This is a genomic window from Streptomyces sp. NPDC040410, assembly GCF_055595715.1.
On the sequence record NZ_JBVIVK010000001.1, the window covers coordinates 526,473 to 549,549 of the forward strand.

26 protein-coding genes and 1 pseudogene are annotated in these 23,077 nt (G+C 72.6%); 10 read left to right on the plus strand and 17 right to left on the minus strand.

Annotated features, from left to right (window positions below; translation table 11 throughout):
• Window positions 1–50: 50 nt before the first annotated feature.
• The 4 genes from ACZ562_RS02350 to ACZ562_RS02365 all read right to left on the minus strand — a co-directional run bounded on the left by ACZ562_RS02350 (window position 51) and on the right by ACZ562_RS02365 (window position 5,658).
• Window positions 51–1,850 carry a vWA domain-containing protein gene (locus tag ACZ562_RS02350; RefSeq protein ID WP_471173302.1) on the minus strand — a complete coding sequence of 600 codons (1,800 nt, stop codon included), beginning with the start codon at window positions 1,848–1,850 and terminating at the stop codon, window positions 51–53.
• Window positions 1,847–2,908, minus strand: coding sequence for an ATP-binding protein (locus tag ACZ562_RS02355; protein ID WP_471173304.1), 1,062 nt, complete (start codon window positions 2,906–2,908; stop codon window positions 1,847–1,849). Before ACZ562_RS02355 ends, ACZ562_RS02350 begins: the two co-directional genes overlap by 4 nt.
• A 116-nt stretch (window positions 2,909–3,024) precedes the next feature.
• Window positions 3,025–5,037 (minus strand): phage holin family protein, encoded by a 2,013-nt coding sequence (locus tag ACZ562_RS02360; protein WP_471173959.1) that lies wholly within the window; start codon window positions 5,035–5,037, stop codon window positions 3,025–3,027.
• Window positions 5,038–5,220: 183 nt separating this feature from the next.
• A complete protein-coding gene (locus ACZ562_RS02365; RefSeq protein ID WP_471173307.1) occupies window positions 5,221–5,658 on the minus strand; it encodes a hypothetical protein in 438 nt (145 codons plus the stop codon).
• Window positions 5,659–5,741: 83 nt separating this feature from the next.
• Here ACZ562_RS02365 and ACZ562_RS02370 point away from each other — a divergent pair, with 83 nt between their 5' ends.
• Both ACZ562_RS02370 and ACZ562_RS02375 read left to right on the plus strand, forming a co-directional pair.
• On the plus strand, window positions 5,742–6,515 hold the full coding sequence (locus ACZ562_RS02370; protein WP_471173311.1) for an MBL fold metallo-hydrolase: 774 nt from the start codon (window positions 5,742–5,744) through the stop codon (window positions 6,513–6,515).
• Window positions 6,512–7,138: a DedA family protein gene (locus ACZ562_RS02375; protein WP_471173314.1), complete on the plus strand. Its 627-nt coding sequence runs from the start codon at window positions 6,512–6,514 to the stop codon at window positions 7,136–7,138. Before ACZ562_RS02370 ends, ACZ562_RS02375 begins: the two co-directional genes overlap by 4 nt.
• Before the next feature lie 86 nt (window positions 7,139–7,224).
• Here ACZ562_RS02375 and ACZ562_RS02380 read toward each other — a convergent pair whose 3' ends face one another.
• The 4 genes from ACZ562_RS02380 to ACZ562_RS02395 all read right to left on the minus strand — a co-directional run bounded on the left by ACZ562_RS02380 (window position 7,225) and on the right by ACZ562_RS02395 (window position 11,219).
• Complete coding sequence (locus ACZ562_RS02380; RefSeq protein WP_471173316.1) at window positions 7,225–8,295, minus strand: MBL fold metallo-hydrolase; 1,071 nt, start codon at window positions 8,293–8,295, stop codon at window positions 7,225–7,227.
• Complete coding sequence (locus tag ACZ562_RS02385; RefSeq protein ID WP_471173319.1) at window positions 8,292–9,539, minus strand: aminotransferase class I/II-fold pyridoxal phosphate-dependent enzyme; 1,248 nt, start codon at window positions 9,537–9,539, stop codon at window positions 8,292–8,294. Before ACZ562_RS02385 ends, ACZ562_RS02380 begins: the two co-directional genes overlap by 4 nt.
• Window positions 9,540–9,648: 109 nt before the next feature.
• Complete coding sequence (locus tag ACZ562_RS02390) at window positions 9,649–10,275, minus strand: hypothetical protein (protein ID WP_471173320.1); 627 nt, start codon at window positions 10,273–10,275, stop codon at window positions 9,649–9,651.
• A gap of 146 nt (window positions 10,276–10,421) precedes the next feature.
• A complete protein-coding gene (locus ACZ562_RS02395) occupies window positions 10,422–11,219 on the minus strand; it encodes an RNA polymerase sigma factor SigF (protein ID WP_471173322.1) in 798 nt (265 codons plus the stop codon).
• A 281-nt stretch (window positions 11,220–11,500) separates the two neighbouring features.
• Here ACZ562_RS02395 and ACZ562_RS02400 point away from each other — a divergent pair.
• From ACZ562_RS02400 to ACZ562_RS02415, 4 genes and pseudogenes are all read left to right on the plus strand, one after another.
• A pseudogene (locus ACZ562_RS02400) lies at window positions 11,501–11,683 on the plus strand (hypothetical protein); the annotation flags it as partial.
• A gap of 149 nt (window positions 11,684–11,832) precedes the next feature.
• Window positions 11,833–12,219: a DUF2795 domain-containing protein gene (locus ACZ562_RS02405; protein WP_471173324.1), complete on the plus strand. Its 387-nt coding sequence runs from the start codon at window positions 11,833–11,835 to the stop codon at window positions 12,217–12,219.
• The gene (locus ACZ562_RS02410) at window positions 12,216–12,650 is read left to right on the plus strand and encodes a CBS domain-containing protein (RefSeq protein WP_471173325.1); all 435 of its coding nucleotides are present in this window, start codon (window positions 12,216–12,218) and stop codon (window positions 12,648–12,650) included. Before ACZ562_RS02405 ends, ACZ562_RS02410 begins: the two co-directional genes overlap by 4 nt.
• 130 nt (window positions 12,651–12,780) lie before the next feature.
• A complete protein-coding gene (locus ACZ562_RS02415) occupies window positions 12,781–13,323 on the plus strand; it encodes a type 1 glutamine amidotransferase domain-containing protein (protein ID WP_471173327.1) in 543 nt (180 codons plus the stop codon).
• Window positions 13,324–13,351: 28 nt separating this feature from the next.
• Here ACZ562_RS02415 and ACZ562_RS02420 read toward each other — a convergent pair whose 3' ends face one another.
• Entirely contained in the window at window positions 13,352–13,678 is a 327-nt protein-coding gene (locus ACZ562_RS02420; RefSeq protein WP_471173961.1) for a DUF6158 family protein, read from the minus strand.
• Between the two features lie 13 nt (window positions 13,679–13,691).
• On the opposite strand from ACZ562_RS02420, the gene ACZ562_RS02425 reads away from it, so the two are divergent.
• Window positions 13,692–14,798 carry a baeRF2 domain-containing protein gene (locus ACZ562_RS02425; protein WP_471173329.1) on the plus strand — a complete coding sequence of 369 codons (1,107 nt, stop codon included), beginning with the start codon at window positions 13,692–13,694 and terminating at the stop codon, window positions 14,796–14,798.
• Between the two features lie 183 nt (window positions 14,799–14,981).
• Here the strand turns inward: ACZ562_RS02425 and ACZ562_RS02430 are convergent, their stop codons facing one another.
• Entirely contained in the window at window positions 14,982–16,601 is a 1,620-nt protein-coding gene (locus ACZ562_RS02430) for an ABC-F family ATP-binding cassette domain-containing protein (protein WP_471173331.1), read from the minus strand.
• 116 nt (window positions 16,602–16,717) lie between these two features.
• Between ACZ562_RS02430 and ACZ562_RS02435 the strand changes: the two genes are divergently transcribed.
• The 3 genes from ACZ562_RS02435 (at window position 16,718) to ACZ562_RS02445 (ending at window position 19,368) form a co-directional block, all read left to right on the plus strand.
• On the plus strand, window positions 16,718–18,211 hold the full coding sequence (locus ACZ562_RS02435) for a phosphatase PAP2 family protein (RefSeq protein WP_471173333.1): 1,494 nt from the start codon (window positions 16,718–16,720) through the stop codon (window positions 18,209–18,211).
• A gap of 122 nt (window positions 18,212–18,333) precedes the next feature.
• Window positions 18,334–19,155 carry a class I SAM-dependent methyltransferase gene (locus ACZ562_RS02440; protein WP_471173335.1) on the plus strand — a complete coding sequence of 274 codons (822 nt, stop codon included), beginning with the start codon at window positions 18,334–18,336 and terminating at the stop codon, window positions 19,153–19,155.
• 42 nt (window positions 19,156–19,197) lie between these two features.
• Complete coding sequence (locus ACZ562_RS02445) at window positions 19,198–19,368, plus strand: hydrophobic protein (RefSeq protein WP_471173338.1); 171 nt, start codon at window positions 19,198–19,200, stop codon at window positions 19,366–19,368.
• 14 nt (window positions 19,369–19,382) lie between these two features.
• Here the strand turns inward: ACZ562_RS02445 and ACZ562_RS02450 are convergent, their stop codons facing one another.
• From ACZ562_RS02450 to ACZ562_RS02480, 7 genes are read right to left on the minus strand one after another with little or no spacing between them, the layout of a single operon-like run.
• On the minus strand, window positions 19,383–19,667 hold the full coding sequence (locus ACZ562_RS02450) for a gas vesicle protein K (protein WP_471173339.1): 285 nt from the start codon (window positions 19,665–19,667) through the stop codon (window positions 19,383–19,385).
• A gap of 1 nt (window position 19,668) precedes the next feature.
• The gene (locus ACZ562_RS02455) at window positions 19,669–19,851 is read right to left on the minus strand and encodes a gas vesicle protein (RefSeq protein ID WP_471173341.1); all 183 of its coding nucleotides are present in this window, start codon (window positions 19,849–19,851) and stop codon (window positions 19,669–19,671) included.
• Window positions 19,848–20,606: a GvpL/GvpF family gas vesicle protein gene (locus ACZ562_RS02460; protein ID WP_471173342.1), complete on the minus strand. Its 759-nt coding sequence runs from the start codon at window positions 20,604–20,606 to the stop codon at window positions 19,848–19,850. Before ACZ562_RS02460 ends, ACZ562_RS02455 begins: the two co-directional genes overlap by 4 nt.
• Window positions 20,603–20,941, minus strand: a complete 339-nt coding sequence (locus tag ACZ562_RS02465; RefSeq protein WP_471173343.1) for a gas vesicle protein — start codon at window positions 20,939–20,941, stop codon at window positions 20,603–20,605. The genes ACZ562_RS02460 and ACZ562_RS02465 overlap by 4 nt, the downstream gene beginning before the upstream one ends.
• The gene (locus ACZ562_RS02470) at window positions 20,938–22,047 is read right to left on the minus strand and encodes an SRPBCC family protein (RefSeq protein ID WP_471173346.1); all 1,110 of its coding nucleotides are present in this window, start codon (window positions 22,045–22,047) and stop codon (window positions 20,938–20,940) included. Before ACZ562_RS02470 ends, ACZ562_RS02465 begins: the two co-directional genes overlap by 4 nt.
• Window positions 22,044–22,814 carry a DNA primase gene (locus tag ACZ562_RS02475; protein ID WP_471173349.1) on the minus strand — a complete coding sequence of 257 codons (771 nt, stop codon included), beginning with the start codon at window positions 22,812–22,814 and terminating at the stop codon, window positions 22,044–22,046. Before ACZ562_RS02475 ends, ACZ562_RS02470 begins: the two co-directional genes overlap by 4 nt.
• Window positions 22,811–23,074 carry a gas vesicle protein GvpG gene (locus ACZ562_RS02480; protein WP_471173351.1) on the minus strand — a complete coding sequence of 88 codons (264 nt, stop codon included), beginning with the start codon at window positions 23,072–23,074 and terminating at the stop codon, window positions 22,811–22,813. Before ACZ562_RS02480 ends, ACZ562_RS02475 begins: the two co-directional genes overlap by 4 nt.
• Window positions 23,075–23,077 lie beyond the last annotated feature (3 nt).

The window sequence follows — 23,077 nt, forward strand, 5'->3', positions numbered from 1 at the left end:
CGCAAGCGGTCCCGGTGACGGGTTGCCCGGACCTGCGATCACCCTACGGCTCAACTCACCCGGAAGACCGGTCCACGGGCGGTGAACGGCAGCCGCGCCCCCCGCGGGATCAGGTACGCATGCTCCCGCCGCACCCGCAGCACGTCGCACCAGCCGTCCGTGATCACCAGGACCGGCGCGGCGGGCGGGAAGTCGTCCGCGCGGTGCAGCAGGTCGACGCCCGGCTGCAGCACGGTTCCGCCGCGGCCGTGTACGCGTACCCGGCCGGCGATCTCCGTGACCGGCAGGTAGCCCGCGTCGTGCGGTGCCGCGTCGCAGAACACGACCCGTGCGGCGGGTACGTCCCGGGCCGTGGCGTACGAGGCGATGGCGCCGAGGGCCTTGCCGAGCAGGACCCGGTCCATGGAGCCGGAGGTGTCGAGGACCACGCCGAAGGTGCAGCGGGCGATCTCCTCGGGCGGGTGGTAGCGGCCCGCGCGCGGGATGTCGGGGGTGGCCGCCTGGCGGCGGGAGAGGCGGGCGTACGACCGTACGGGCTCGGGGCGGGGCACGAACTCGTCGAACCAGCGGGCGAGTCGGGCGTCCCAGGGCAGCGGCGGATGGCTGAGCGCGCGGATCTCCTCGACCAGGCCGCCGGGCAGGAAGCCGCGTTCCTGCCGCTGGTGCAGGTCCAGGCCGCGGGCGAGGCCGCGGCGGTAGAACTCGTCGAGGTCGACGTGGTCGCCGGGTGCGGCAAGCGGGCCGCCGAGCACGTCGCCCTTGCCCTTGCCGCGCAGGGTGGCCAGGCGGCGCATGCGCCGCAGGTCGCCGGCGATCCGGTCGTAGACCTCCTCGGCGGACAGTCCGGCCAGCTGCGGGTCGTGCAGCAGTCCTTCGGGCATGGTGCCGACCTGCATCTCGTTCAGCCAGCCGTTGATGACGTAGTCGCAGGCGACGTTGAACAGATACGGGTCGCGGGTGCCGCAGCGGTCGCCGTGGCGCAGGGCGGCGTGCAGCATCTCGTGGGCGAGCACGAACCGCCATTCCTCGTCCTCGAAACGGCGGAGGGGGTTGATGTAGATCTCGCCGGCCTCCGCGTTGACGGCGGCGACGGAGATGTCGTGCGCGCGGGCGAGTTCGGCGTCGGCGACGAGCTTGATGCCGGCCGCGATGCCGCCGAGCAGCGGGTAGGAGGAGACGAACCAGCTCAGGGCCTTCTGCCAGGGCTGCAGCGGCGTCGGCCGCCCGTCGATGGAGTCGCGCCGGCCGCCCGCCATGTCCAGGGCGGTGGACATGGTGCGGGTCAGGGCGTGCGCGAACGCCAGCTGCCAGTCCGGGATCTGGCCGTTCCAGCCGGACCAGGGGACGAGGAGCTGGTCCGGCTCTCCGGCCCCCGTACCGCAGTGTTCGTAGGCCGCCGGGATTCCGCTGCGCCGCCAGCGCGCGGCGAGCTGTTCCTCGTCGCCGTCGGGGTAGGACGCGGGCAGGTCGTCCGGTGCCCTGCCGACGGGAAAGGACAGCAGGAAGCGGTTGACGACGGCGCAGCGGGCGGCGAGGTCGTGGCCGTCGGGCTGCTCGCGCGCGCCGCCGGCGGCGGGAACGTGTCCGAAGCCGAGGTGGATCAGGGCGTGGGCGATGGCCCAGGCCCACTCGGCGGGCTCGGCGAGGCGGGTGGGGTGCAGGTGGACACGGCCGTTGGAGTCGACCCGGGCGAGTCCCTGCCGGGGCGCGGCCTCGCATCCCTTCTCGCGGCACAGCCGGGCCTCGATGGCGGCCAGCGCGGGGTTGGCCCACACCAGCTGCACGCCCTTGGCGCACGCCTCGGCGGCCGGGTCGTTCTTGGCCTCGGGCTGCTTGCCGCGACGGCTCATCGGCGCGCCTCCACCAGCCGTGGCATGTCCCGTGCGGCCTCGATGAGGAACCAGGCGGGCAGCACGGGATTGCCGTCGGCGTCGGAGGCGATGACGGTCTGGGCGACCTCGACGGAGATCTCGGCGAGCTGCACGAGCAGCGACTTGGCGCGGTACGCGGTCTGCCGGCCGTTCGCCGACAGGTGCTCCTTGCCGGCGGGCAGGTCCTTGATCAGACGGCCGCGGAAGGACTCGGCGAGGTAGTAGAGCAGGTCGCGGTCCTCCGTGCGGTGCGGCCAGCGGGCGTCCCCCTTGATGATCGCCTCGATGCCGAACCGGCTGCGGACGACCTTGACGTATCCGCAGAACGCGACCGCGTGGGCGGGCGTCAGCGTGCCGTGCGCGACGACCTTGAGGGTGTCCTCGTCGAGGTCGTGCCCGAAGGAGTGCAGTGCGTCGGAGAGCATGTGCCAGGAGCGGGGCGTGGAGAAGGGCTCCTCGGTCTTCGGCGGCTTGGACCACAGGTGGTCGGGCCGGTCGGTGAGGTGGTCAAGGACCCAGGGGTGGATGCCGTTGCCGGCGGCCCACGCGAGCCAGTCCTTCGGGGAGGCTTCCAGGTGCACGTGGGTGAGGCGGTTGACGAGCGCGGAGGCGATCGGGCGGGCGAGGGCGTTGTCGGTGGCCCGGTTTCCGGCGCCGATGACGATGGAGCCCTTGGGGAGTTCGTAGTTCCCGACACGGCGGTCCAGGATCAGCGAGTAGAAGGCCTTCTGCACGTCCGGGGTGGCCGCGTTGAGCTCGTCCAGGAACAGGCAGTACGGCTCGTCGCGGGCGATCGCCTCCGGTGGGCAGAACACCGACCGCCCGTCGCGGATCTGCGGCACGCCGATGAGGTCCTCGGGCGCGAGCTGGGTGCCGAGCAGACTCACGCACTCCAGCCCCAGCGACTCGGCGAACTCCCTGACCAGGGAGGACTTTCCGATGCCGGGAGCACCCCAGAGGAAGACCGGCCGCACGGTCGCGAGGCCGAGCAGCAGTTCGGGTATGCGGGCGGGAGTGACTGTGACGGCAGCCTGCAAAGCAGGTTCCCCCTTTTTTTTGCGCCTGGACCGGCGCCGCTCTCGCGGACGTGGTTACTCGGCGTCGAGGTTCTCAATCGACGGTTGCGGTCGTCACTCGGTTTTTTTGCCGGCGCTCAGGCCGCGCGCTGATCCCTTTGCGCATCCACCGGCACCTGCGGCCCGTTCGATTCGAGCAGCCAGCGGTGCAGGACGCGGTGGATGTGTTCGGCCCCGGCGAGTTCCGCGCCGTCCTCGACCGGCGCGGAGAAGGCGAGCGGCGACAGCAGGAACGGCTTCGCCTGGGCGCCGCCGAGTCCGCCGTGCGAGCCGATCTGTTCCTCGAAGGCGAGGACCTCGCCGTCGGCCGGGTCGTGGCAGGAGTTGACCATGATGTCGGCGGTGTGCGGGAAGGAGTGGGTGCGGCGGACGGCCTCGGCGGCGCCGGGCCCGAAGTCGGCGAGCGGGCCCGGGTTCCCGTCGAGTTCGTCCAGCGGGATCTCCGCGCCGTGCGCGCCGAGAACGAGCCCGCCGTGCTTCTCACTGCGCACGAGCAGGAAGCCGATGCCGGGATGGTTGGCGAGGGTCGTCAGCAGTGCGGGGTGGCGGGCGTCGATCTCCTCCATGCTCATGCGGTGCGGCACGTCCGGGAAGGAGACCAGTCCGAGGTTGCCGGAGGCCAGCACGAGCGGCTCGGAGCGCCGCCGCGAGGGCCGGTGTTGCTCGCCGCCCTCCTCGACGGGCCGGCGCAGTGCGGCGCGCACGGCCGCGCGTGCCTCGGCCCCGCTGTGGGTGCGCTGCGCCTTGCGTGGCACGGGCAGACCGCAGCCGGCCCGGACGAGGTCGCCGAGGGTGAGGCCGTAGCGGGCGCGGAAGGTCTCGCCGGGGCTCTGGCCGTGGTCGGACAGGACGACGATGCGGTAGGGGCGGGGGGCGTGCTCGGCCACGTTGGCGATCAGCGCGAGCGCGCGGTCGAGGCGTTCGAGGACCTTCTCGGCGTCGCGGCTGTGCGGTCCGGAGTGGTGTGCCACCTCGTCGTACGCCACGAGGTCGGCGTAGACCGCGGTGCGGCCGGCGAGCATGTCGCCCATGACGGCGGCGACCACGACGTCCCGCTCGACGACGGTCGCGAAGGCGCGGACGAAGGGGTAGAGCCCGCCGCGGGCCACGCGCGGGCGGGTCTTGCTCAGGCGGGTCCGGGTGGACTGGCCGATCTCGCGGAAGACCTCGGCGACGAAGGACATGGCGGTGCGCACGGCGTTGGCCGGGTCGGAGAAGTACGCGAAGTAGCCCGCCCGGGACCGGTTCTGGCGGCTGCGCCGCTTGGTGGCGATGGACAGCACGAGGGCCTGTTCGTCGGCGCCCCCGCTGAAGAGGTTGCCGCGGCTGGCGCCGTCGACGCCGAGCAGTCCGCCGTGGCCCGCGTGCTCCATGGCACGGCGCTGGAGTTCGGCGGCGCTGGTCGGGCGGTTGCAGACCATCACCTCACGGCTGTCCTTCTCGTACCAGCGGAAGGCGGGGACGTCGTGGTTGCTGCCGTGCAGGATGCCGAGCTGGCTGGCGCCGGTCTGGCTGGACCAGTCGGTGCGCCAGGGGGTGAGCCGGTGGGACGGCCGGTCGCCGAGCCACCCGGCCACGGTCGGCATCAGGCCCTTGCCGGTGGCCGCGAGGAGGATGTCGTGGCCGACGCCGTCGAGTTGCAGGAAGACGGTGCCGGGGGTGGCGGGGGACGGCGGCCCCGACCGGCGCCGGCGGTCGGCGAGGCGGTAGAGCCTGCGGCGGTAGGCGTCGTCGTCGCGCACGGCCAGGGCCGCGCCGGTGGCGGAGGCGACGGCGGACATGACGGCGGCCACGACGACGGCGGTCTCCGGGGCGGCCTCGCCGCGTCCGGACGGGTTGATGCGCAGGGCTATCAGCAGCAGGGAGCCGTTGAGCACGAAGACGAGCAGCCCGAGCACCAGCGCGGGCACGAGGAGCAGCAGCCGGACGAGGAGCGGCCAGACCAGGGCCGAGAGCAGACCGAAGGCCCCGGCGCCGAACGCGGCCGTGACGGCGATGCGGGTGGCGCTGTCGCCGTCCGCCGACTGGAGCTGGAAGTCCGGCAGGATCCCGGCGAGCACGAGCATGGTGAGCGTGGACACGGCCCACACCGTGACGCTCCGCCCCACCTGACTGGCGACCCGCCGCCAACGCCCTCCGCCCACGCCCAGCCCACCTCACGTCCGGGCCCGTCGTCGGTGCGGGCCTGCACTCACCCTGTCACAACGGGCGGAGGGATCTCCGGGCCCCCGAGAGCGGGCGGCCGGAGCGGCCGGGTCCACGAAGCCGCCGGCCTACCGGCCGTCGTAGCCCGCCGTGGGCATCGACAGCCTGCGGTGCACCCGGGCCTTCATCTGGGCGTCGTACGACGGCTCCGCGTGCCCCACGGTCTCCACGCGCACCCCGCGCCGCGCACACTCGGCGGTGAACTCCTCGACGGACGACAGCGCGCTCTCCAGCACCCGGCGGCTGGGCGCGACGAACAGGTCGAGGCCGGGCCGGACGCCGTCCCACAGCACACAGTGGTCGGCACGCACGGACCGCACGAGTAACTCCCGGGTGACCACGTAGCCCTGCTCGGCGGCCCAGCGCGCGCACATCGCGTGCTGGCTGCGGGAGTCCACCAGGAAGGGGTCGGCGTCCAGTTCCTCGAGCGGCGTCAGACTCGCGATCGCCGTGACCCGCAGCTGCGCAACGGCCGGCCTGCCGGAGGCACCCCGCACCTGTCCCATGGCGTCCCCCTCACCTCCGGGTTTCGCCGCCGACCCTACTCCTGCCCGTACGCTTCGGGGAGTCGCGGGAAGGAGGCAAAGAGGTGCCGGTGGAGATCACCTGGTGGGGGCACGCGACCTGCACGGTCGAGGATTCGGACGTGCGTGTGATCACCGATCCTCTGTTCGCCCGCCGCCTCGCCCACCTGCGCCGCCGTCGCGGTGCTCTGCCGCCGCCCGGGGCCCGGCGCGCCGCCGTGGCGCTCGTCTCCCATCTGCACGCCGACCACCTGCACATCCCCTCCCTCGCGGGGCTCGCACCGGGTACGCGCGTGCTTGTGCCGCGGGGCGCACGCCGGTCGGTGCCGGGTCTGCGCCGGCTCGCCCATCTGCGGGTGAGCGAGGTGGGGCCCGGCGACGAGACCATGGTCGACAGCCTGGTCGTACGGGCCGTGCCCGCGCGGCACGACGGGCGACGGCTGCCGCTCGGGCCGCACCGCTCGCCCGCGCTCGGCTACGTCATCGAGGGCGAGGGCCGGACCTACTTCGCCGGGGACACCGGGCTGTTCGACTCGATGGCGAAGGAGGTCGGGCCGGTCGACGTGGCGTTGCTGCCGGTCGGCGGCTGGGGGCCGTATCTCGGTGCGGGGCATCTGGACGCGGGCCGGGCGGCCGAGGCGCTGGCCCGGCTGGCGCCGCGCAGCGCCGTGCCCGTGCACTACGGCACGTACTGGCCGATCGGGTTGGACGCCGTGCGCCCCCATGAGTTCCACGCGCCGGGCGAGGAGTTCGTGCGCCTGGCCGCGGAGCGCGCGCCGGAGGTGGCGGTGCACCGGCTGGGGCACGGGGAGAGCGTCCGCCTCGAGGTCGCGCGGTGAGGCTGCTGGCCGCCGCGGCGACGACGGTGCCGCCGGAGTCCACCCAGCAGGCGATCGGCTATCCGTCGCTGTTCCTGCTGGTGCTGATCGGGGCGCTGGTGCCGGTGGTGCCGACGGGGGCGCTGGTGAGTTCGGCGGCCGTGGTGGCGTTCCACCAGACGGCGCCGTTCGCCCTGGCGCTGGTGTTCGTGACGGCTTCGGTGGCCGCGTTCCTCGGCGATGTGACGCTGTACTGGCTGGGGCGGCGCGGGATGCGGTCGAAGAACGGGTCGCGCTGGCTGGAGGCGATCCGGGCGCGGGCCCCGGAGGATCGGCTCGCGCAGGCGCAGGAGAAGCTCGCCGGCCACGGTGTGGCGGTCCTGGTGGTGTCGCGGCTGGTGCCGGCGGGTCGCATCCCGGTGATGCTGGCCTGTCTGATGGCGCGGTGGCCGCTGTGCCGCTTCACCCGCGGCGACCTGCCGGCCTGTCTGGCCTGGGCCCTGACGTACCAGCTGATCGGGATCCTGGGCGGCTCGCTGTTCGCGGAGCCGTGGGAGGGCGTGGTCGCGGCGGTCGCGCTGACCTTGCTGGTCAGCGCGACACCGAGCGTGTGGCGACGGGTTCGCGGGACGGCCAGGGCGTAGGAGGGGCGGGGGACCTGTCCGACTGTTTCCCGACCGCAGTCGGACAGGCAGTATCCGGCTGTTTCCCGACCGCGGTCGGACAGGCACTAACTGAGGACCCGTGAGCCGCCCACCGGCAGGTCCCACAGGTCGTCTCGGTCCAGGCCCGCCTTCTCCCAGGCCGCGCGGACCCGGGTGAGCGGCTCCAGCACCGGCTCCGCCGACAGGACGAACGTCGCCCAGTGCATGGGCGCCATGCGGCGGGCGCCGACGTCCTGCGCGGCCCGGACGGCCTCCTCCGGGTCGCAGTGGACGTCACTGAGCCACCAGCGGGGGTCGTAGGCGCCGATGGGGAGGAGGGCGAGGTCGATGCCCGGGTAGCGCTGCCCGATGCGGGCGAACCAGTGGCCGTATCCCGTGTCACCCGCGAAGTACAGGCGCTGTCCGTCCGGCGCGGTGAGCACCCAGCCGCCCCACAGGGTGCGGCAGGTGTCGGTGAGGCTGCGCTTGGACCAGTGGTGGGCGGGGACGAAGTCGAAGCGGACGCCGCCGAGTTCGGTCGCCTCCCACCAGTCCAGTTCGGTGACGTGGGTGAACCGGCGGCGGTGGAACCAGCGGCCGAGGCCGGCCGGCACCAGCACCGGGGTGTCGCGCGGGAGCCGGCGCAGGGTGGGGGCGTCCAGGTGGTCGTAGTGGTTGTGGCTGATGACGACCGCGTCGATGTGCGGCAGGGCGCTCCAGTCGATGCCGACGGGCGTGACGCGCTCCGGGGTGCCGATGATCCGGCGGGACCAGACGGGGTCCGTCAGGACGGTCAGGCCGCCTGTCTGTATGACCCAACTGGCATGGCCCGCCCAGGAGACGGCGAGCGTGCGCGCGTCGACCGCGGGCAGGGGGGCCGGCTCGTAGGGCAGGCGCGGGATGTCGGCGAGGCCTTCGCGGCCCGGTCGTACGGAGCCCTCGCGGGCGAAGCGGGCTATGGACTTGAGGCCGGGCAGCGGGGCGGTGAGCCGGTCGTGGAAGGTGCGCGGCCACACGCGCCGCTCCGCCGGCGGACGGGGCTCGGCGAGAGGCGGGAGCGGGCCGGGGAACGCGGGGGCGAGGGGTGACGTGGCCGCCGGGCCGTCGGCTTCCTGGGTGCTCGTACTCGTGGTGGTCGACTCGGACTGCTGCGTCATCGAGGAGGCTCCCATCGCTGAGCGTCGTCGCGGAGATCGTCGAAGACCGACTCCAGAAGGATCAACGCGCGTTGCACGTGTGGCAGTTCCAACGGTGCGGGTGAGGTGAGGCATTCCGCGCGCTCCTCGTCCGTGCCACCCAGCAGCGGGCCGGTGGACAGGCGGACGCGCAGTGCGCCGAGGTCGTCGCCGAAGCGGTGGCCGCCGGGCGCGGGCATGCCCAGCCGGGCGGCGAGGAAGTCCTCCAGTTCCTGGGCGTCGCCGACGCCGTGCCCGGCGAGCGCGTCCCGCAGTGGCCCCAGATCGACGTAGAGGTGGCGGCCGGCCTGCGGAGGCCTGGCCATGGCACCCGCGGCGACGACCCTGCGGTACGCGGCGGCGGCCACGCGCGCGTGCAGGCGTACGGCGGCGGCCACGCGCGCGGTGACCGGCTCGGGCTCCGCGAGGGCGTACGCGGCCGCCGCGGCGACCGGTCCGGCGACGCGGGCGCCGAGCGCCGTCAGCACGTCGAGCACGCGTGCGTGGAGGCCCTCGCCGGCCCCGCCCGCGGGGAACCGGGCGGCCGCGGCCGGCCAGCCCGGCGGCAGCAGCGCACCGGCCAGGTCGGTGACGACGGTGACCCCGCCGGGGAGCATCTCGGCGGGGCTGAGCAGGACGGTGTCGTGCGGCGCGTGCAGGGTGTCCCGCCAGGTCTCGTCGCTGACCAGGTGCAGGCCTTCGCCGGAGGCGGCCTCCACGGTCTCGTGCAGCAGCTCCGGCGGTGCCACGGTGGCGGTGGGGTCGTCGGCGACGGACAGCACGAGCAGACGCGGGTCACCGCCCTCGGCCCGGACCCGGCGGACGGTCTCCAGGAGGGCGTACGGATCCGGCACCCCACCGGACTCGGCCGGCGTCGCCACGTGGAAGACGGGTCTTCCCAGCAGGCGCGCGTACGGCGCCCACCAGGCCGCACAGGGCCGGGGCACCAGCACGTCGCCGCCGAGCGCCGCGGTCAGGGCGAGCAGCAGGGCGGGCGCGCCGGGGGCCGCGGTCACGCGGTCGGGTTCGGCGGGCAGACCGCGCCGGTCCCAGTACCCGCACGCGGCGGCCAGGAGGGCGGGCCCCCCGCCCACCGGTTCGCTCTCGGCGCGGGGCGCCGCGGCGGCGAGCACGGCGGCCGACTCGGGAAGCACGGGCAGCCCGTCCTCGGGGACCGGCGGGCCGTACCGTACGGGCCCGTGGCCCTGGGGGGCGGTCCGCGGCATCCGTACCTCCGGGGTGGGCGGCCTCGCCGTATGTTCCGTGGGCCGTGTGGGGTGAGGCGTGCCCTCGGGCTCCGAGTACCCAGGGTGGCAGGGCCTCATGGCCGTCGGGTCATTGGTGCGGGGCGGAGTTCCTGTTCCAGACGCGGTGCACGCCGGCGCCGGCAGCGCCCGCGATCAGGACTCCGCCGGCGACGAGGGCGGGGACGGAGCCGGTGAGGGAACCGCCGTCACCGGCCTTCACCCCGTGCTGGATCACCGCCGGGGCGCAGGTGTGGGTGTGCGGCTCGGTGCACTCCTTCGTGCCGCTGTAGGGCTCCGTGCTGTGTTCGGTGGCGCCGGACGACTCGCCGTACGACTCCGTGCTGTTGTACTCGGTGGCGCCGGACGACTCGCCGTACGACTCCGTGTTCTGCTCGGTGTCCTCGCACGACTCGCCGTTCGGCTCGCTGTACGACTCTCCGTACGACCCGGTGTCTTCGGTGCCCTCACCGAAGTCCGGTGAGGCGGCGTCCGTGCCCGCGTCGAAGCCGTCCGTACCGGCGTCCGTGCCCGCGTCGGAGTCCTCCGGTGTGGCATCGGTGGTGGCGGACGGTGGTCCGCCGGCGGGGTCACAGGAGACCGAGACGGTGCTCGGGCCGGCCTCCGCGCCCGGGTCCGCGGAGGCGGCCGAGGCGGCGATGCCCAGGGCGGCACTGGCCAGGGCGGCGACGGACAGGACACGGACGGTGCGACGCATGGGGCGGGCTCCTTCGGCCGACGGCTGCGGGACACGGCACTCGTGCCCTCGCTGCCATCACAGCCCGCCCGCCGCCGCCCCGCCCGCGGCCGGACCCCATTAGCGGGACGGCCGAGCGGGTGACGCGTGCGCGCCCCGGCTACGGCCTACGCGGCCGCATCCCGCATGACCTGGTCCCGCACACGCCCGCAGCACCGGCTGATGAGCCGGGACACGTGCATCTGCGAGATCCCCAGCTGCTCGGCGATCCGGCTCTGCGTCATGTCGGAGAAGAACCGCATGTACAGGATGGCCCGGTCCCGCTCCGGCAGCGCCGCGAGCTGCGGCTTGACGGCCTCGCGGTCCACCACCGTGTCCAGCGCCGGATCGGGCGAGCCGAGCGCGTCGCTCAGCGAGTACCCGTCCTCGCCGCCGGGCAGCTCCGCGTCCAGCGAGAGCGCCGTGAAGCTTTCCAGCGCCTCCAGCCCGACCCGCACGTCCTCCTCGCTCAGGTGGGCGTGCTCGGCGATCTCGGCGACCGTCGGCCGGCGCCCCGAGACGGTCTGAGTGAGGTCCTGGCAGGCGAACCGCACGCGGTTGCGCAGATCCTGGACCCGGCGCGGTACGTGCAGGGTCCACATGTGGTCACGGAAGTGGCGTTTGATCTCGCCGGTGATGGTGGGAACGGCATAGCTCTCGAACGCGCTGCCGTGCTCCGGGTCGTACCGGTCGACGGCCTTGACCAGACCGAGGGCCGCGACCTGGCGCAGGTCCTCCAGGCTCTCGCCGCGGCTGCGGAACCGGCCGGCGAGCCGGTCGGCCATGGGCAGCCAGGCCTCGACGATCTGCTCACGGAGGGTGTCGCGCCGCTGCCCCGCGGGGAGCGTTGCGAGTTGACGGAAGGCCCCCGCGGTGTCGGGGGCGTCGTCGTGCGGGTGGTGCCTCGCGCTGACATGGGTCGGCATGTGCGTCGCAACTCCCTTGGAAGGGTTTGAGTTGGACGGTCGACGCGGGAGGGCCTCTGCGGGTCCGGACGGATGTTGCCGTGGCGGCTCGCCGCCGCTCCCACGGGCGTGCCTCCGGTCCGAAGCACTGAGAGTGCGCCTGCCCCCGGCCTTCCGGCGCAAACACCGGGTCAGGTTTTCCGGAAGCCCTCAGGGTGACTCGTAAGGCTGCTGCCTGTGTCCCAGAGGTCCGGGAGGTCCGTCCATGAGCACCGAGGTCTCCGACACGTGCCGCAGCGGCCGCAGACCGGGGGTCCGTGATCAAGCAGGGGTTCAAGGCGAAGGTGCAGGAGTTCCTGCCGGGCCGGGAGAAGAAGCAGGCGGAACATCGGCCGGTTCGTGCCGGTCGGTGTCCTCCGGCGGGAGCAGCAGTTCCTCGTAGCGGCCGAGGGCCAGAACCAGGCCGAGCAACAGGAGAGGGATGATCACGGCGAGCAGGGTCATGGCGATTCCTTCCCCAGGTGCGTCCGTGGGGGGGTGTGGGCCGGGTGTCCGCTCATCCGGAGGGCAAACCTCCGTGTCGGCGTCCCGTCTCCGGGTACGCGGTGCCCACCCCGAAGATCTGGAGGGAGTCATGCAGCGAGGCAGTGACCGGCTGAGCGTCCATCGCGACGAAGAGATGAAGCACGAACTGCAGGGGCTGCTGAGGTCCGGGCATCCCACGCGGACCGAGGAGTGGCACGACCCCGAGCCGTCCGCCGACGACGATCCGAGGATCGCGGGCGGGCCGGTGGCACCAGGCCGTTCCGGGGCGTCGCTGGAGGCGGTCCGGCTGGAGCTGGCCCGCATTCTGGGGCGCAGCTCCTTCCCCGCGGACTCCGTGCAGCTGGGCCGTGTCCTGCGCCGCAAACACGCGCCCGACGCCCTGGCCGAGGCGGTGGAGCGGATGCCGCGCAGGGAGCGCTACGTCAACGTCCAGGAGCTGGCCGAGGCCCTGACGCAGAGGAGGGGCTCGCAGTGACTGCTGACTTCGTGAGGGAGGTCATGACACCGGGCGTGGTCGCCGTACGCCCGGACGCCTCGCTCGTCGAGGCGGCGCAGCTGATGCGCGCCCAGGACATCGGCGACGTCGTGGTGGCCGACGGTCAGCGCGTCGTCGGCGTGCTCACCGACCGGGACATCACGGTGCGGGCGGTCGCCGAGGGCGCCGACCCGCTGACGGCGAGCGCCCGGTCCGTGTGCACACCCGATCCGGTCGTGGTCGCTCCGGACGACCCCGTGTCGGCCGCCGTGGCGCTGATGCGCGCCCACGCGGTGCGCCGCCTGCCGGTCGTCGAGGACGGGCTGCCGGTCGGGATGGTGAGCCTCGGGGATCTGGCCGAGGCCGAGGACCCGGGCTCGGTGCTCGCGGACATCAGCCGCGCCGGGCCGGGCCACCGGGGAGGGGTATGACCCGGGAACAGGCCGCGGAGGCCGACGCCACGGGCTCCGCCGTCGGCGGAGCCGCGGTGCGCGGGGCCACCACGACTCCTCGGTCGGCCACGGGGCGAACCGGCATGGCACGAAAGGACGTTGGACCATCATGCGCATCGCATTCCTGACCGCGCCCGCAGGCGTCGAGCAGATCGAGCTCACCGACGCGTGGCAGGCCGCGCAGGGCACGGGCCACGAACCCGTGCTCGTGTCGACGAAGCGCGGGGAGATCCAGGCGTTCCATCACCTGGACAAGGCGGACAGGTTCCCCGTGGACGAGGTCGTGGGCGAGACCTCCGCCGAGTCCTTCGGCGGGCTGGTCCTGCCGGGCGGCGTCGCCGGTCCGGACTTCCTGCGCATGGACGGGAAGGCCGTGTCGTTCGTGGCGGACTTCTTCACGCAGGGCCGTCCCGTCGCCGCGATCTGTCACGCGCCGTGGACGCTGGTCGAGGCGGACGTCGTGCGCGGCCGGGTGCTGACCTCCTGGCCGAGTCTGCGCACCGACATCCGCAACGCGGGCGGCACCTGGGTCGACGAGCAGGTGAGGATCTGCGGCGAGGGCCCGAACAAGCTGGTGACCAGCCGCAAGCCGGACGACCTGAAGGCGTTCTGCGAGGCGTTCCTCGACGTGTTCGCCGAGGAGGCCGGCTGACCGCCGGAAGGCGTCCTCGGCTGTTCATTCAGGGGCCGGGGGTCGCCGACTCCCCGCATCCGCGTTCCCGGGCCCCTTCCCGGGTGCGGCCCGCGGCGACCGGGCGGCGCGGGTTGCGGCGCAGGTACTCGCCCTCCAGCTGTGCCATGCGGTCGTTGTGGGCGCGCAGCGCGTCGTTCGAGCCGTACAGCAGGGTGTCGTGGCGGGTGCGGTGGATGGTCTCCAGCTCTTTCATGAGCTGCTGGTCGTCCAGGCGGTTGGCGTCGACTCCGGTCATGGTGGTGGTCCGCTCGTCGTGTTCGTGTCTGCGGTCCGGGTACCCGCCCGGTGAGCTGAGCACTACCCCGAGCGGCATCCGGGAGGGAGCCATGGATCTCGCCTTTCTGCATCCACTGTACGAACATCCCGGCCCTTGGGCCTCCGTATACGTCGACACCTCCCGGCACACGGAGGACACCTCCCACGAGCGGCATCTGGCAGCCGAGGCGCTGTCCCGGGACCTGGCCGGGCAGGGAGCCGACGACGAGACGTGCCGGGCCGTACGGGACGCTCTGGAGGAGCTGCGGCACTCCCCCGAGACGCACGGGCGGGCCCTGTTCGCCCGAGCGGGGGAGGTGGTGCTGGATCCGCCGCTGGCTCGGCCCCCGGGCGGCGACAGTGCGCACTGGGCGCTGCTGCCGCACACCGCGCCCCTGCTGGAGCTGGCCGGTGAGGACCCGGTGTGCGTGGTGGCGTACATCGACCGCAGGGGCGCCGACTTCGAGCTGCGCACCGCGCTGGGCAGGCAGGACGCGGGTTCGGTGGGCGGCCGGCAGTGGCCCGTGCACCGTACGGGCACGGCCGACTGGTCGGAGCGGCACTTCCAGCTCAAGGTGGAGAACACGTGGGAGCACAACGCGGCCGAGATCGCCGACGCGCTCACCGTCTGCCAGGAGGAGACGCGGGCCGACCTGCTCATCCTGGTCGGCGACGAGCGGGAGAAGCGGGCCGTGCGCGAGCGGCTGCCCAAACGCCTGCACGAGCTCGTGGTGGAGGCCCCGCACGGCACCGGCAGCAGGCTGCTCGACGCCGACGTGGAGCAGGCGCGCGCCGAGCATGTGCGGCAGCGGGCGGAGCGGGAACTGGACCGGTTCCTGGCGGCCCGCGATCCGGGTGCCGAGGGCCGTGCCGGGGCTGTGGAGGGCGTGCCCGCGCTGGTCGAGGCCGCCCGTGAGCACCGTATCGACGAGCTGCTGATCCGGCCTGACGGCCCCGACGCGCACCGCGAGGTGTGGATCGGCGGGGACCCGGACCAGCTGGCGGTCCGCCGTACGGATCTCAGGGCCCTCGGCGAGCAGCACCCCTGGCCGGCCCGCGCGGACGACGCGCTGATCCGCTCGGCGGTCGCGACGGGCGCTCCGGCACTCTCGGTGGCCCCGGCGGCCGAGGGCGAGGTGCCGGCGGGCGGCCTGGGCGCGCTGCTGCGCTGGACGTGAGCCGCCTGCCCCGCGGCACTAGTGCCGCGTCAGCCAAGGTTTGCCCGTCAAGGAACGGCGTCCGGTGCGTGCTCTCGGCGTGCCGGCCGGAAGTCCTCGTACTGGACGTACTTGGGCTTTCGGCCGGTGCGGCGAGAGGGCGTGCCGGGCGTCGCGACGGGGCGAACCTTGGCTGACGCGGCACTAGCGGGCTCGTTCCACCCTGCGTTCGTCCCACACCGGCTCCGGTGTCTCGCGGACCCTGCCGTCGCTGCCGAAGACGAGGTACCGGTCGAAGGAGCGGGCGAACCAGCGGTCGTGGGTGACCGCGAGAACGGTGCCGTCGAAGGCCTCCAGGCCCTCCTGGAGGGCTTCGGCGGACTCCAGGTCGAGGTTGTCGGTCGGCTCGTCGAGGAGCAGGGCCGTGACGCCCTCCAGCTCCAGCAGGAGGATCTGGAAGCGGGCCTGCTGGCCGCCGGAGAGCCGGTCGAAGCTCTGTTCGGCCTGCTGGGTGAGTTCGTAGCGGCGCAGCCGGGACATGGCGGCGCCGCGGTCCTGGGAGTGCTCCTGCCAGAGGATGTCGAGCAGTGTGCGGCCGGTCAGCTCGGGGTGGGCGTGTGTCTGGGCGAAGTGTCCGGGCACGACGCGCGCCCCGAGCTTCCACATCCCGGTGTGCGCGACGTCGTCGCCGGCCAGCAGGCGCAGGAAGTGCGACTTGCCCGAGCCGTTGGAGCCGAGGACGGCGACCCGCTCGCCGTAGAAGACCTCAAGGTCGAAGGGCTTCATCAGGCCGGTGAGCTCGAGTGCCTGGCAGGTGACGGCCCTGACGCCGGTACGGCCGCCCTTCAGACGCATCCTGATGTCCTGCTCGCGCGGCGGCTCCGGCGGCGGGCCGGCCTCCTCGAACTTGCGCAGGCGGGTCTGGGCGGCCTGGTAGCGGGAGGCCAGCTCGTGGCTGATGGAGGCGGCCTGACGGAGGTTCAGCACCAGCTTCCTCAGCTGCGCGTGCTTCTCGTCCCAGCGCCTTCGCAGTTCCTCGAAGCGGGCGAAGCGTTCGCGCCGGGCCTCGTGGTAGGTGGTGAAGCCGCCGCCGTGCACCCAGGCGTCGGCGCCCGCGGGCGAGGGTTCGACGGAGACGATCCTCTCGGCGGCGCGGGCGAGGAGTTCGCGGTCGTGCGAGACGAACAGGACCGTCTTGCGGGTCTCCTTCAGACGCTCCTCGAGCCAGCGCTTGCCGGGCACGTCGAGGTAGTTGTCGGGCTCGTCGAGCAGCAGCACCTCGTCCGTGCCGCGCAGCAGTGCCTCCAGGACCAGCCGCTTCTGCTCGCCGCCGGACAGGGTGCGCACCTGGCGCCACTGGGCCTTCTCGTAGGGCACGCCGAGGGCGGCCGTCGTGCACATGTCCCACAGGGTCTCGGCCTCGTATCCGCGCACCTCGGCCCAGTCGGCGAGGGCCTGCGCGTACGTGAGCTGAGCGGCCTCGTCGTCGACGGTCATGATGGCGTGCTCGCCCGCGTCGACGGCCCGCGCCGCCTCGCGGATCCGGGGTGTGGCCACCGACACGAGCAGGTCCCTTACGGTCGTCTCGTCCCGGACGGACCCCACGAACTGGCGCATCACACCCAGGCCGCCACTGACGGTGACGGTCCCGCCGTGGGGTTTCAGCTCGCCCGAGATCAGCCGGAGCAGGGTGGTCTTGCCGGCGCCGTTGGGCCCGACGAGGGCCACGGCGGCCCCTTCGCCCACCCGGAAGGACACGTCTCCGAGGAGCGCCCTCCCGTCGGGGAGGTGGTACTCCAGGTGAGCGGCTTCCAGATGTCCCATGAGGAGCCAGTCTGAGCTGGCCGGACCGGCCCGACAAGCGGTTTTCGAACGGCCCTCGTCACATCGCCCGTGGCGGACCCGTACACGATCCGCGCAGGCCGGGGTACACGGTGTGCATGAGCCCAGACGTCGACCTCACCGTCCCGAAGCCCGGCCCCCACGTTCTGCGCGACCGCCTGCTGGCCCTGGACTGCCGGCTGTTCGAGTTCGCCGCGGAGCGGCACTGGCCCGGCGCCGAGCGCGTGCTGCCCCGGCTGAGCCGGAGCGCGAACCACGGCGTGCTGTGGTTCACGGCGGCCGCGGCGCTGGCCGTGAGCCGCACGCCGCGGGCCCGCCGGGCGGCGGCCCGCGGTATCGCCTCCCTCAGCCTGGCCTCCCTGACCATCAACACCCTCGGCAAGCGCACGGTGCGCCGCAACCGGCCCCTGCTGGACCCGGTTCCCCTGGTCCGGCAGCTGAAGCGGCAGCCCATCACCACGTCGTTCCCGTCCGGTCACTCCGCCTCGGCGGCCGCGTTCGCCACCGGGGTCGCCCTGGAGTCGCCGGCCTGGGGCGCGGTGGTGGCTCCGGTCGCGTTCTCGGTGGCCATGTCCCGCGTCTACACCGGTGTCCACTTCCCGAGCGACGTGCTGGCGGGCGCGGCCCTCGGCGCGTGCGCCGCCTTCGCCGTACGGGGCATGGTGCCGACCCGCGCCCAGGTCGTCCCGCCGGCCCGGCCGCGCGCCGGGGTCCCGGCGCTGCCGGACGGCGAGGGCCTGGTGATGGTCGCCAACACGGCCTCGGGCACCGCCGACCGCGTGCGCGCCCTGCGTGACAGCCTGCCGCGGGCCGAGATCATCGAGTGCGCGCCGGCGGACACGCGGTCCGAGCTGGAGAAGGCGGCGGCCCGTGCCGTGGTGCTCGGGGTGTGCGGCGGCGACGGCACGGTCAACGCCGCCGCCGAGGTCGCCCTGCGCCACGACCTGCCGCTCGCGGTGCTCCCCGGGGGCACGCTGAACCACTTCGCCTACGACCTGGGGGTGGAGGGCGCCCGCGACCTGAGCCGGGCCGTCCAGGAGGGCGAGGGCGTGCGCGTGGACGTGGGCCGGTTCGTCTGCGGCGAGCGGCAGGGCATCTTCCTCAACACCTGCAGTCTGGGCGTGTACCCGGAGCTGGTGCGCGAGCGGGAACGCTGGTCGAAGCGGATCGGCGGCTGGCCGGCCGGAGTGCTCGGGGCGCTGCGCGTGCTGCGCGCCGACCGGCATCCGCTGGAGGCCGAGTTCCGCGGTCAGGCCCACCCGCTGTGGCTGCTGTTCGCCGGAAACGGCACGTACCACCGGATGGGCCTCGCGCCGGGCCGCCGGCTCGACCTCGCGGACGGACAGCTCGACGTACGGGTCGTGCACGGCGGCCGGCGGCCGGGGCTGCGGCTGCTCGCGGCCGCCGTGGCCGGGCCGCTGACCCGCTCTCCCGCTCACGCGGCGGTCCAGGTGGGCCGTCTGCGGGTGGCCGGCGTGGCCCCGGGCACGCTCCTGGCGTACGACGGCGAAGTCATCGAAGTGCAGGGAGAGTTGACGCTTGAGAAGCTCGCCGGGGCGCTCACGGTGTTCCGTCCGCTGCCCGAGAACTGATCACCTGTCAGTCCACATGGTAAAACGAAGGTCTCATTATTCGGCATGCGCACATACGGTGAGGCGTACCGGCCCACGGGGCGGAAAGCCCCGCGGGCAGTACGACGAGAAGGGGACCGGCCATGTCGAAGTCGCAGGAGACCGCCGTCTACACACACGGGCACCACGAGTCGGTGCTGCGCTCCCACACCTGGCGCACCGCCGCCAACTCCGCGGCCTACCTCCTCGCTTCACTGAAGCCCCACATGGCCGTCCTGGACATCGGCTGCGGGCCGGGCACGATCACCGCCGACCTGGCGGCCCTGGTCCCCGACGGCCACGTCACCGGCGTCGACCAGGCGCCGGACATCCTGGACCAGGCGCGCGCCACGGCCGCCGCCCGGGGCCTGACGAACACCGACTTCGCGGTCGCCGACGTGCACGCCCTGGACTACCCGGACGACACGTTCTGCGTGGTCCACGCCCACCAGGTGCTGCAGCACGTCGGCGATCCGGTACAGGCGCTGCGCGAGATGAAGCGGGTCACGAAGCCGGGCGGGTTCATCGCCGTCCGCGACTCGGACTACGCGGCCATGACGTGGTACCCCGAGTCACCGGGCATGGACGACTGGCTGGACCTGTACCGCAGGGTGGCCCGTGCCAACGGCGGCGAGCCGGACGCCGGACGCCGGCTGAAGTCGTGGGCGCTGCGGGCGGGGCTCACCGACGTCACGGCCACCTCCACCACCTGGACCTTCGCCACCGCCGAGGAGCGGGCGTGGTGGAGCGGGCTGTGGGCGGACCGCACGCTGGCGTCCGCGTACGCGGAGCGGGCCACCGAGGGCGGTCATGCCACCGAGGAGCAGCTGCGGGCCGTGTCGCAGGCGTGGCGGGAGTGGGGACAGCGGGAGGACGGCTGGTTCAGCGTGCTGCACGGAGAAATTCTCTGCCGCAAGGAAGCCTGAACCACGGTTTTCGGGAAACTCGAAAGGCAGGAGGTTCACACTATGGTTCCCATCCTGCTGGTACTGCTTCTGGTGCTGATTCTTTTCGGTGCCGGGTTTGCGGTGAAACTTCTGTGGTGGATTGCGCTGGCGGTCCTCGTCGTGTGGCTGCTGGGCTTCCTGTTCCGTGGCCCTGCCGCGAGCGGAGGCAGGGGCCGCTGGTACAGGTGGTGAATTAAGCCCGGAATTCATTCCCGGGGAAGCAATGGTCCGAGCGGCCCGAGGTCCAGATTCAGGTCCTCGGGCCGCAGTCCGTAGCGCTCCCGCAGCTCGGTCATGCGGTCGTCGAGCAGCATCAGGGTGAGCCCGATCCGCTCCTCCTGCTCCTCGCTCAGGTCGCCGGTGTCGAAACGGCGCAGCGCCTGGCGCTCCATCAGCTGACGCAGCAACTCCACCACGGTGAGGACGAGTTTGACCAGGTCGCGCTCGACGGTGTCCGGATCGAGGTCCATGCGGTTGCGGCTCTTTGTCACGTCAACTCCCCCACGGTGACGGCACCTGCTCGTTCACCGAACTGATCAGCGCGTTCAGGTCGATACGGACGAGGTCGACGTCCGCGATGCGCAGGGTGATGTCCCCCGTGATGACGACGCCGCCGGCGAGCAGCCGGTCGAGCAGGTCCACGAGCGCGATCTCACGGCGTTCGACGACGGTCACGGCGCCTCCTCCCCGGCAAAGGAATAGGCCGCCCAGGGGCCGGTGAGTTCGACGCGCATTCCCGGGATGTCGTCCTTCGTCCGGTCCACGAGTTCCACGAATTCCTCGGATTCGCCGCGCGGCACCAGATAGGCGGCGTTGAGCACGTTCCGGCCCGAGGTGCCGGAAAGCGCGGGATTCTGCGGTGCGTGCAGCCGGGAATCCTCGGCGTAGGAGGAAAGCGTGGCGTGCAGTCGGCTCGAGAACTCCTCGGCCTTCTGCCACATGTCCTCGTGCGCCCGGACGTGCCGGCGGCGCTGCCGTAGATAGTCCCGTCCCGACGCGGCCTTTTCCACCGGACCGCCGGTTTCCCGCGGCTCCGCTTCGAGGTAGACCTTGACGCCCCATTCCACCCGCCCTTCCAGCCGGTCCAGGGTGCGCCGGAAGTCGACCTCGCGCGCCTCCATCATCACGCGTACGCCGCTGTCGTCCCGGAACACGGTGCCGAGCCGCAGCGGCAGCGGGGTGGTGACCACGGTGAGCGCGTCGATCACACCCTGGTGGGCCCGGGCGGTCTCGGTCAGCCAGTCCAGATCCTCCAGATGTGCGCGGAGCGGCTCCTCGGCGAAGTCCCGCTCCGGCACATGACTGACGACGGCGATCAGCCCGTGATGGGTCAGCAGCCGGGGCGGGTCGCCCGCCACGCCCGTCAGCTCCGCCTGCAGGGGCGCGCCGAGGGGGTGGCAGACGGCGTAGACGTACCGCAGTCCGGTCATGGAGCCTCCTTCTGCGCGCGGCCGGTGTCCAGTTGGGCGTCCATTTGAGCGAGCCGCTCGCGCAACTCGGCGTTTTCGCGGGCGAGTTCCTTGCGCCGGGCGCCGGAGGACAGCGCGGGGTCGTCCTCCCACCAGTCGATGCCCATCTCCTTCGCCTTGTCGACGGAGGCGACGATGAGCCGCAGCTTGATGGTGAGGAGTTCGATGTCGAGCAGGTTGATGCGAATGTCACCCGCGATGACGATCCCCTTGTCGAGCACCCGTTCCAGGATGTCGGCGAGGTTCGCGCCGCCGCCCTGCCCATAGGGCTCGGGCAGCCGCTGGGGCATGGTCATCGCCGGCTCCCGCCGCCAGCGGACTCGTACTCGCGCTCCTCTTCCTCCTCGTACTCACCCTCAGGCTCTTCCTCTTCCTCCTCGGGCTCCTCTTCCTCCTCGACATCGGCCTCAGGCTCTTCCTCTTCTTCCTCAGGCTCTTCCTCTTCCTCCTCGGGCTCCTCTTCCTCCTCGTACTCGCCCTCAGGCTCTTCCTCTTCGTCCTGGGGCTCCTCTTCCTCCGCCTCCTCCTCCGCGACCGCGTCCTCGTGGCTGACGACGACCTCGCCGTCGCGGATCTCGCCCCTCCAGGAGTCCTCCGCCTCGCCCTTGATCGTGATGAAGCGGACGAAGTTCTTGAGGTCGAGACGGGCTCGGCGACCCTGGGCGCGCCAGATGTTGCCCGTCTTCTCGAACAGGCCCGAGGGGAAGTACTCGATGACCAGAAGGACGCGGGTGAGGCTGTCGGTGAGCTTGTGGAAGGAGACGACGCCCCTGGTGGTGCCCTTGGCGCCCTCCGACGTCCAGGAGATCCGGTCGTCCGGCACCTGCTCGTTGGTCTTGGCCTTCCAGCTGCGGCTGGACCAGAAGACCTTCAGCTGCCAGTCGGAGGTCGTGTCGTCGGCGCGGCTCGCGGCCTTCACACCCTTAGCGAAGGTGCTGAACTCCTGGTACTGGGTCCACTGGTCGTAGACCGTGCGCAGCGGCAGGCCGATGTCGACGGACTCGAGGATGACGGTGGGTTTCTTGCCCGCGCTGCTCTTCCGCTTCCCCTTGCCGCCCCCGAGGTTCTTGAACGCGCCCATCACGTTGTCCTTTACTCGGGTGGCGCCGAGCTCCAGCGCGGACCGCAGCGGGCCCTTGCCCTCGGCGAGCTTGCGTCCGCCGTCGAGGGCGAGCTTGGCGAAGCCCGGGCTGTTGCCCTCGGCGATGTCGTTCAGCTTGCCCGTGGTCTCGCCGAGCTTGCGGCCCACACCGACCATCAGGCGCTGGGCCTGGGCCGCGAGGTACTCCTGCAGTTCGGCCTTGAGCCGGTCGGTGGCCTCGCTCTGGGCGAGGCCGGTGAGCGGGTTGTCATTCGTCGCCTTGCCGGCCGCGTCCCGCGCGCCGGAGAGGGTCTCGGTCATCGTCCACCGCCGCCCTTCGGCCTCCGGGCCCGGGCACCGGGTCCGGACGCCCTGGTCGCGGCCGTCTTCTTTCCGGCCGTCTTCCTGGCGCCGGCCTTCTTGGCCGCCGCTTTCTTGGCGGGGGCCTTCTTCGCCGCCGCCTTCTTCGCGGGCGCCTTCTTGGCGGCCTTCTTCGCCGGAGTCTTCTTCGCCGCCGCCTTCCTCCGGCGCGGCTCCGGCTCCTCCTCGGCTTCCGCTTCCTCGGCTTCCGCTTCCTCGTCCTCAGGCTCCTCGTCCTCAGGCTCCTCCTCGGCTTCCGCTTCCTCGTCCTCAGGCTCCTCGTCCTCGAACTCCTCGTCCTCAGACTCCTCCTCGGCTTCCGCTTCCTCGTCCTCAGGCTGCTCGTCCTGAGGCTCCTCGGAGTCCTCGGGTTCCTCGTCCTCCGCGCCGAGGTCCCCCGCGTCCGGCACCACGCCCTCGAGGTGGTCGCGGACCTCGGCGGTACGGCTGTGCAGCCGGTCGGCGAGCGCGTCGATCTGCCGCTCGACCATGGCGCCCGAGGCCGCCTTGCCGACTCCGCGCAGATCCCCGCGCAGCTGGTCCCCGATCTCCTTGAACTGCGGGTTCTTCAGCAGCTGCTGGGAGGCCAGGTCCGCCAGCGCCCGCGGGCTGAGGTGCATCCGCTTGCCGGCCACGAGAGAGCCGATGGCGAACGCGAGTTTCATCTTCTTGGTACGTCCGAGGACGTATCCGGCCCCGATCGCGAGGCCCAGTCCCACTCGATTCATCGTGCCGTCCCCTCACCTGAGCCCGCGCTGCCGCGCAGGCCGATCTCCAGCCGGTCGAGAAGCTCGTCCTCCAATCGGTCGAACTCCTCCTCGTCGATCTCGCCGGCCTCCAACCGCTCTTCCAACTGGGCGAGTTCGGCCCGGATCGCGGCGGGGTCGTAGTAGAGCCGTTCCGCCTCGTTCAGCACCTGTCTGACCACCCAGGCACTGCCGCGCACGGGTGCGAACGGCAGCAGCAGCACCTCTCCGATCAGCCCCACGGC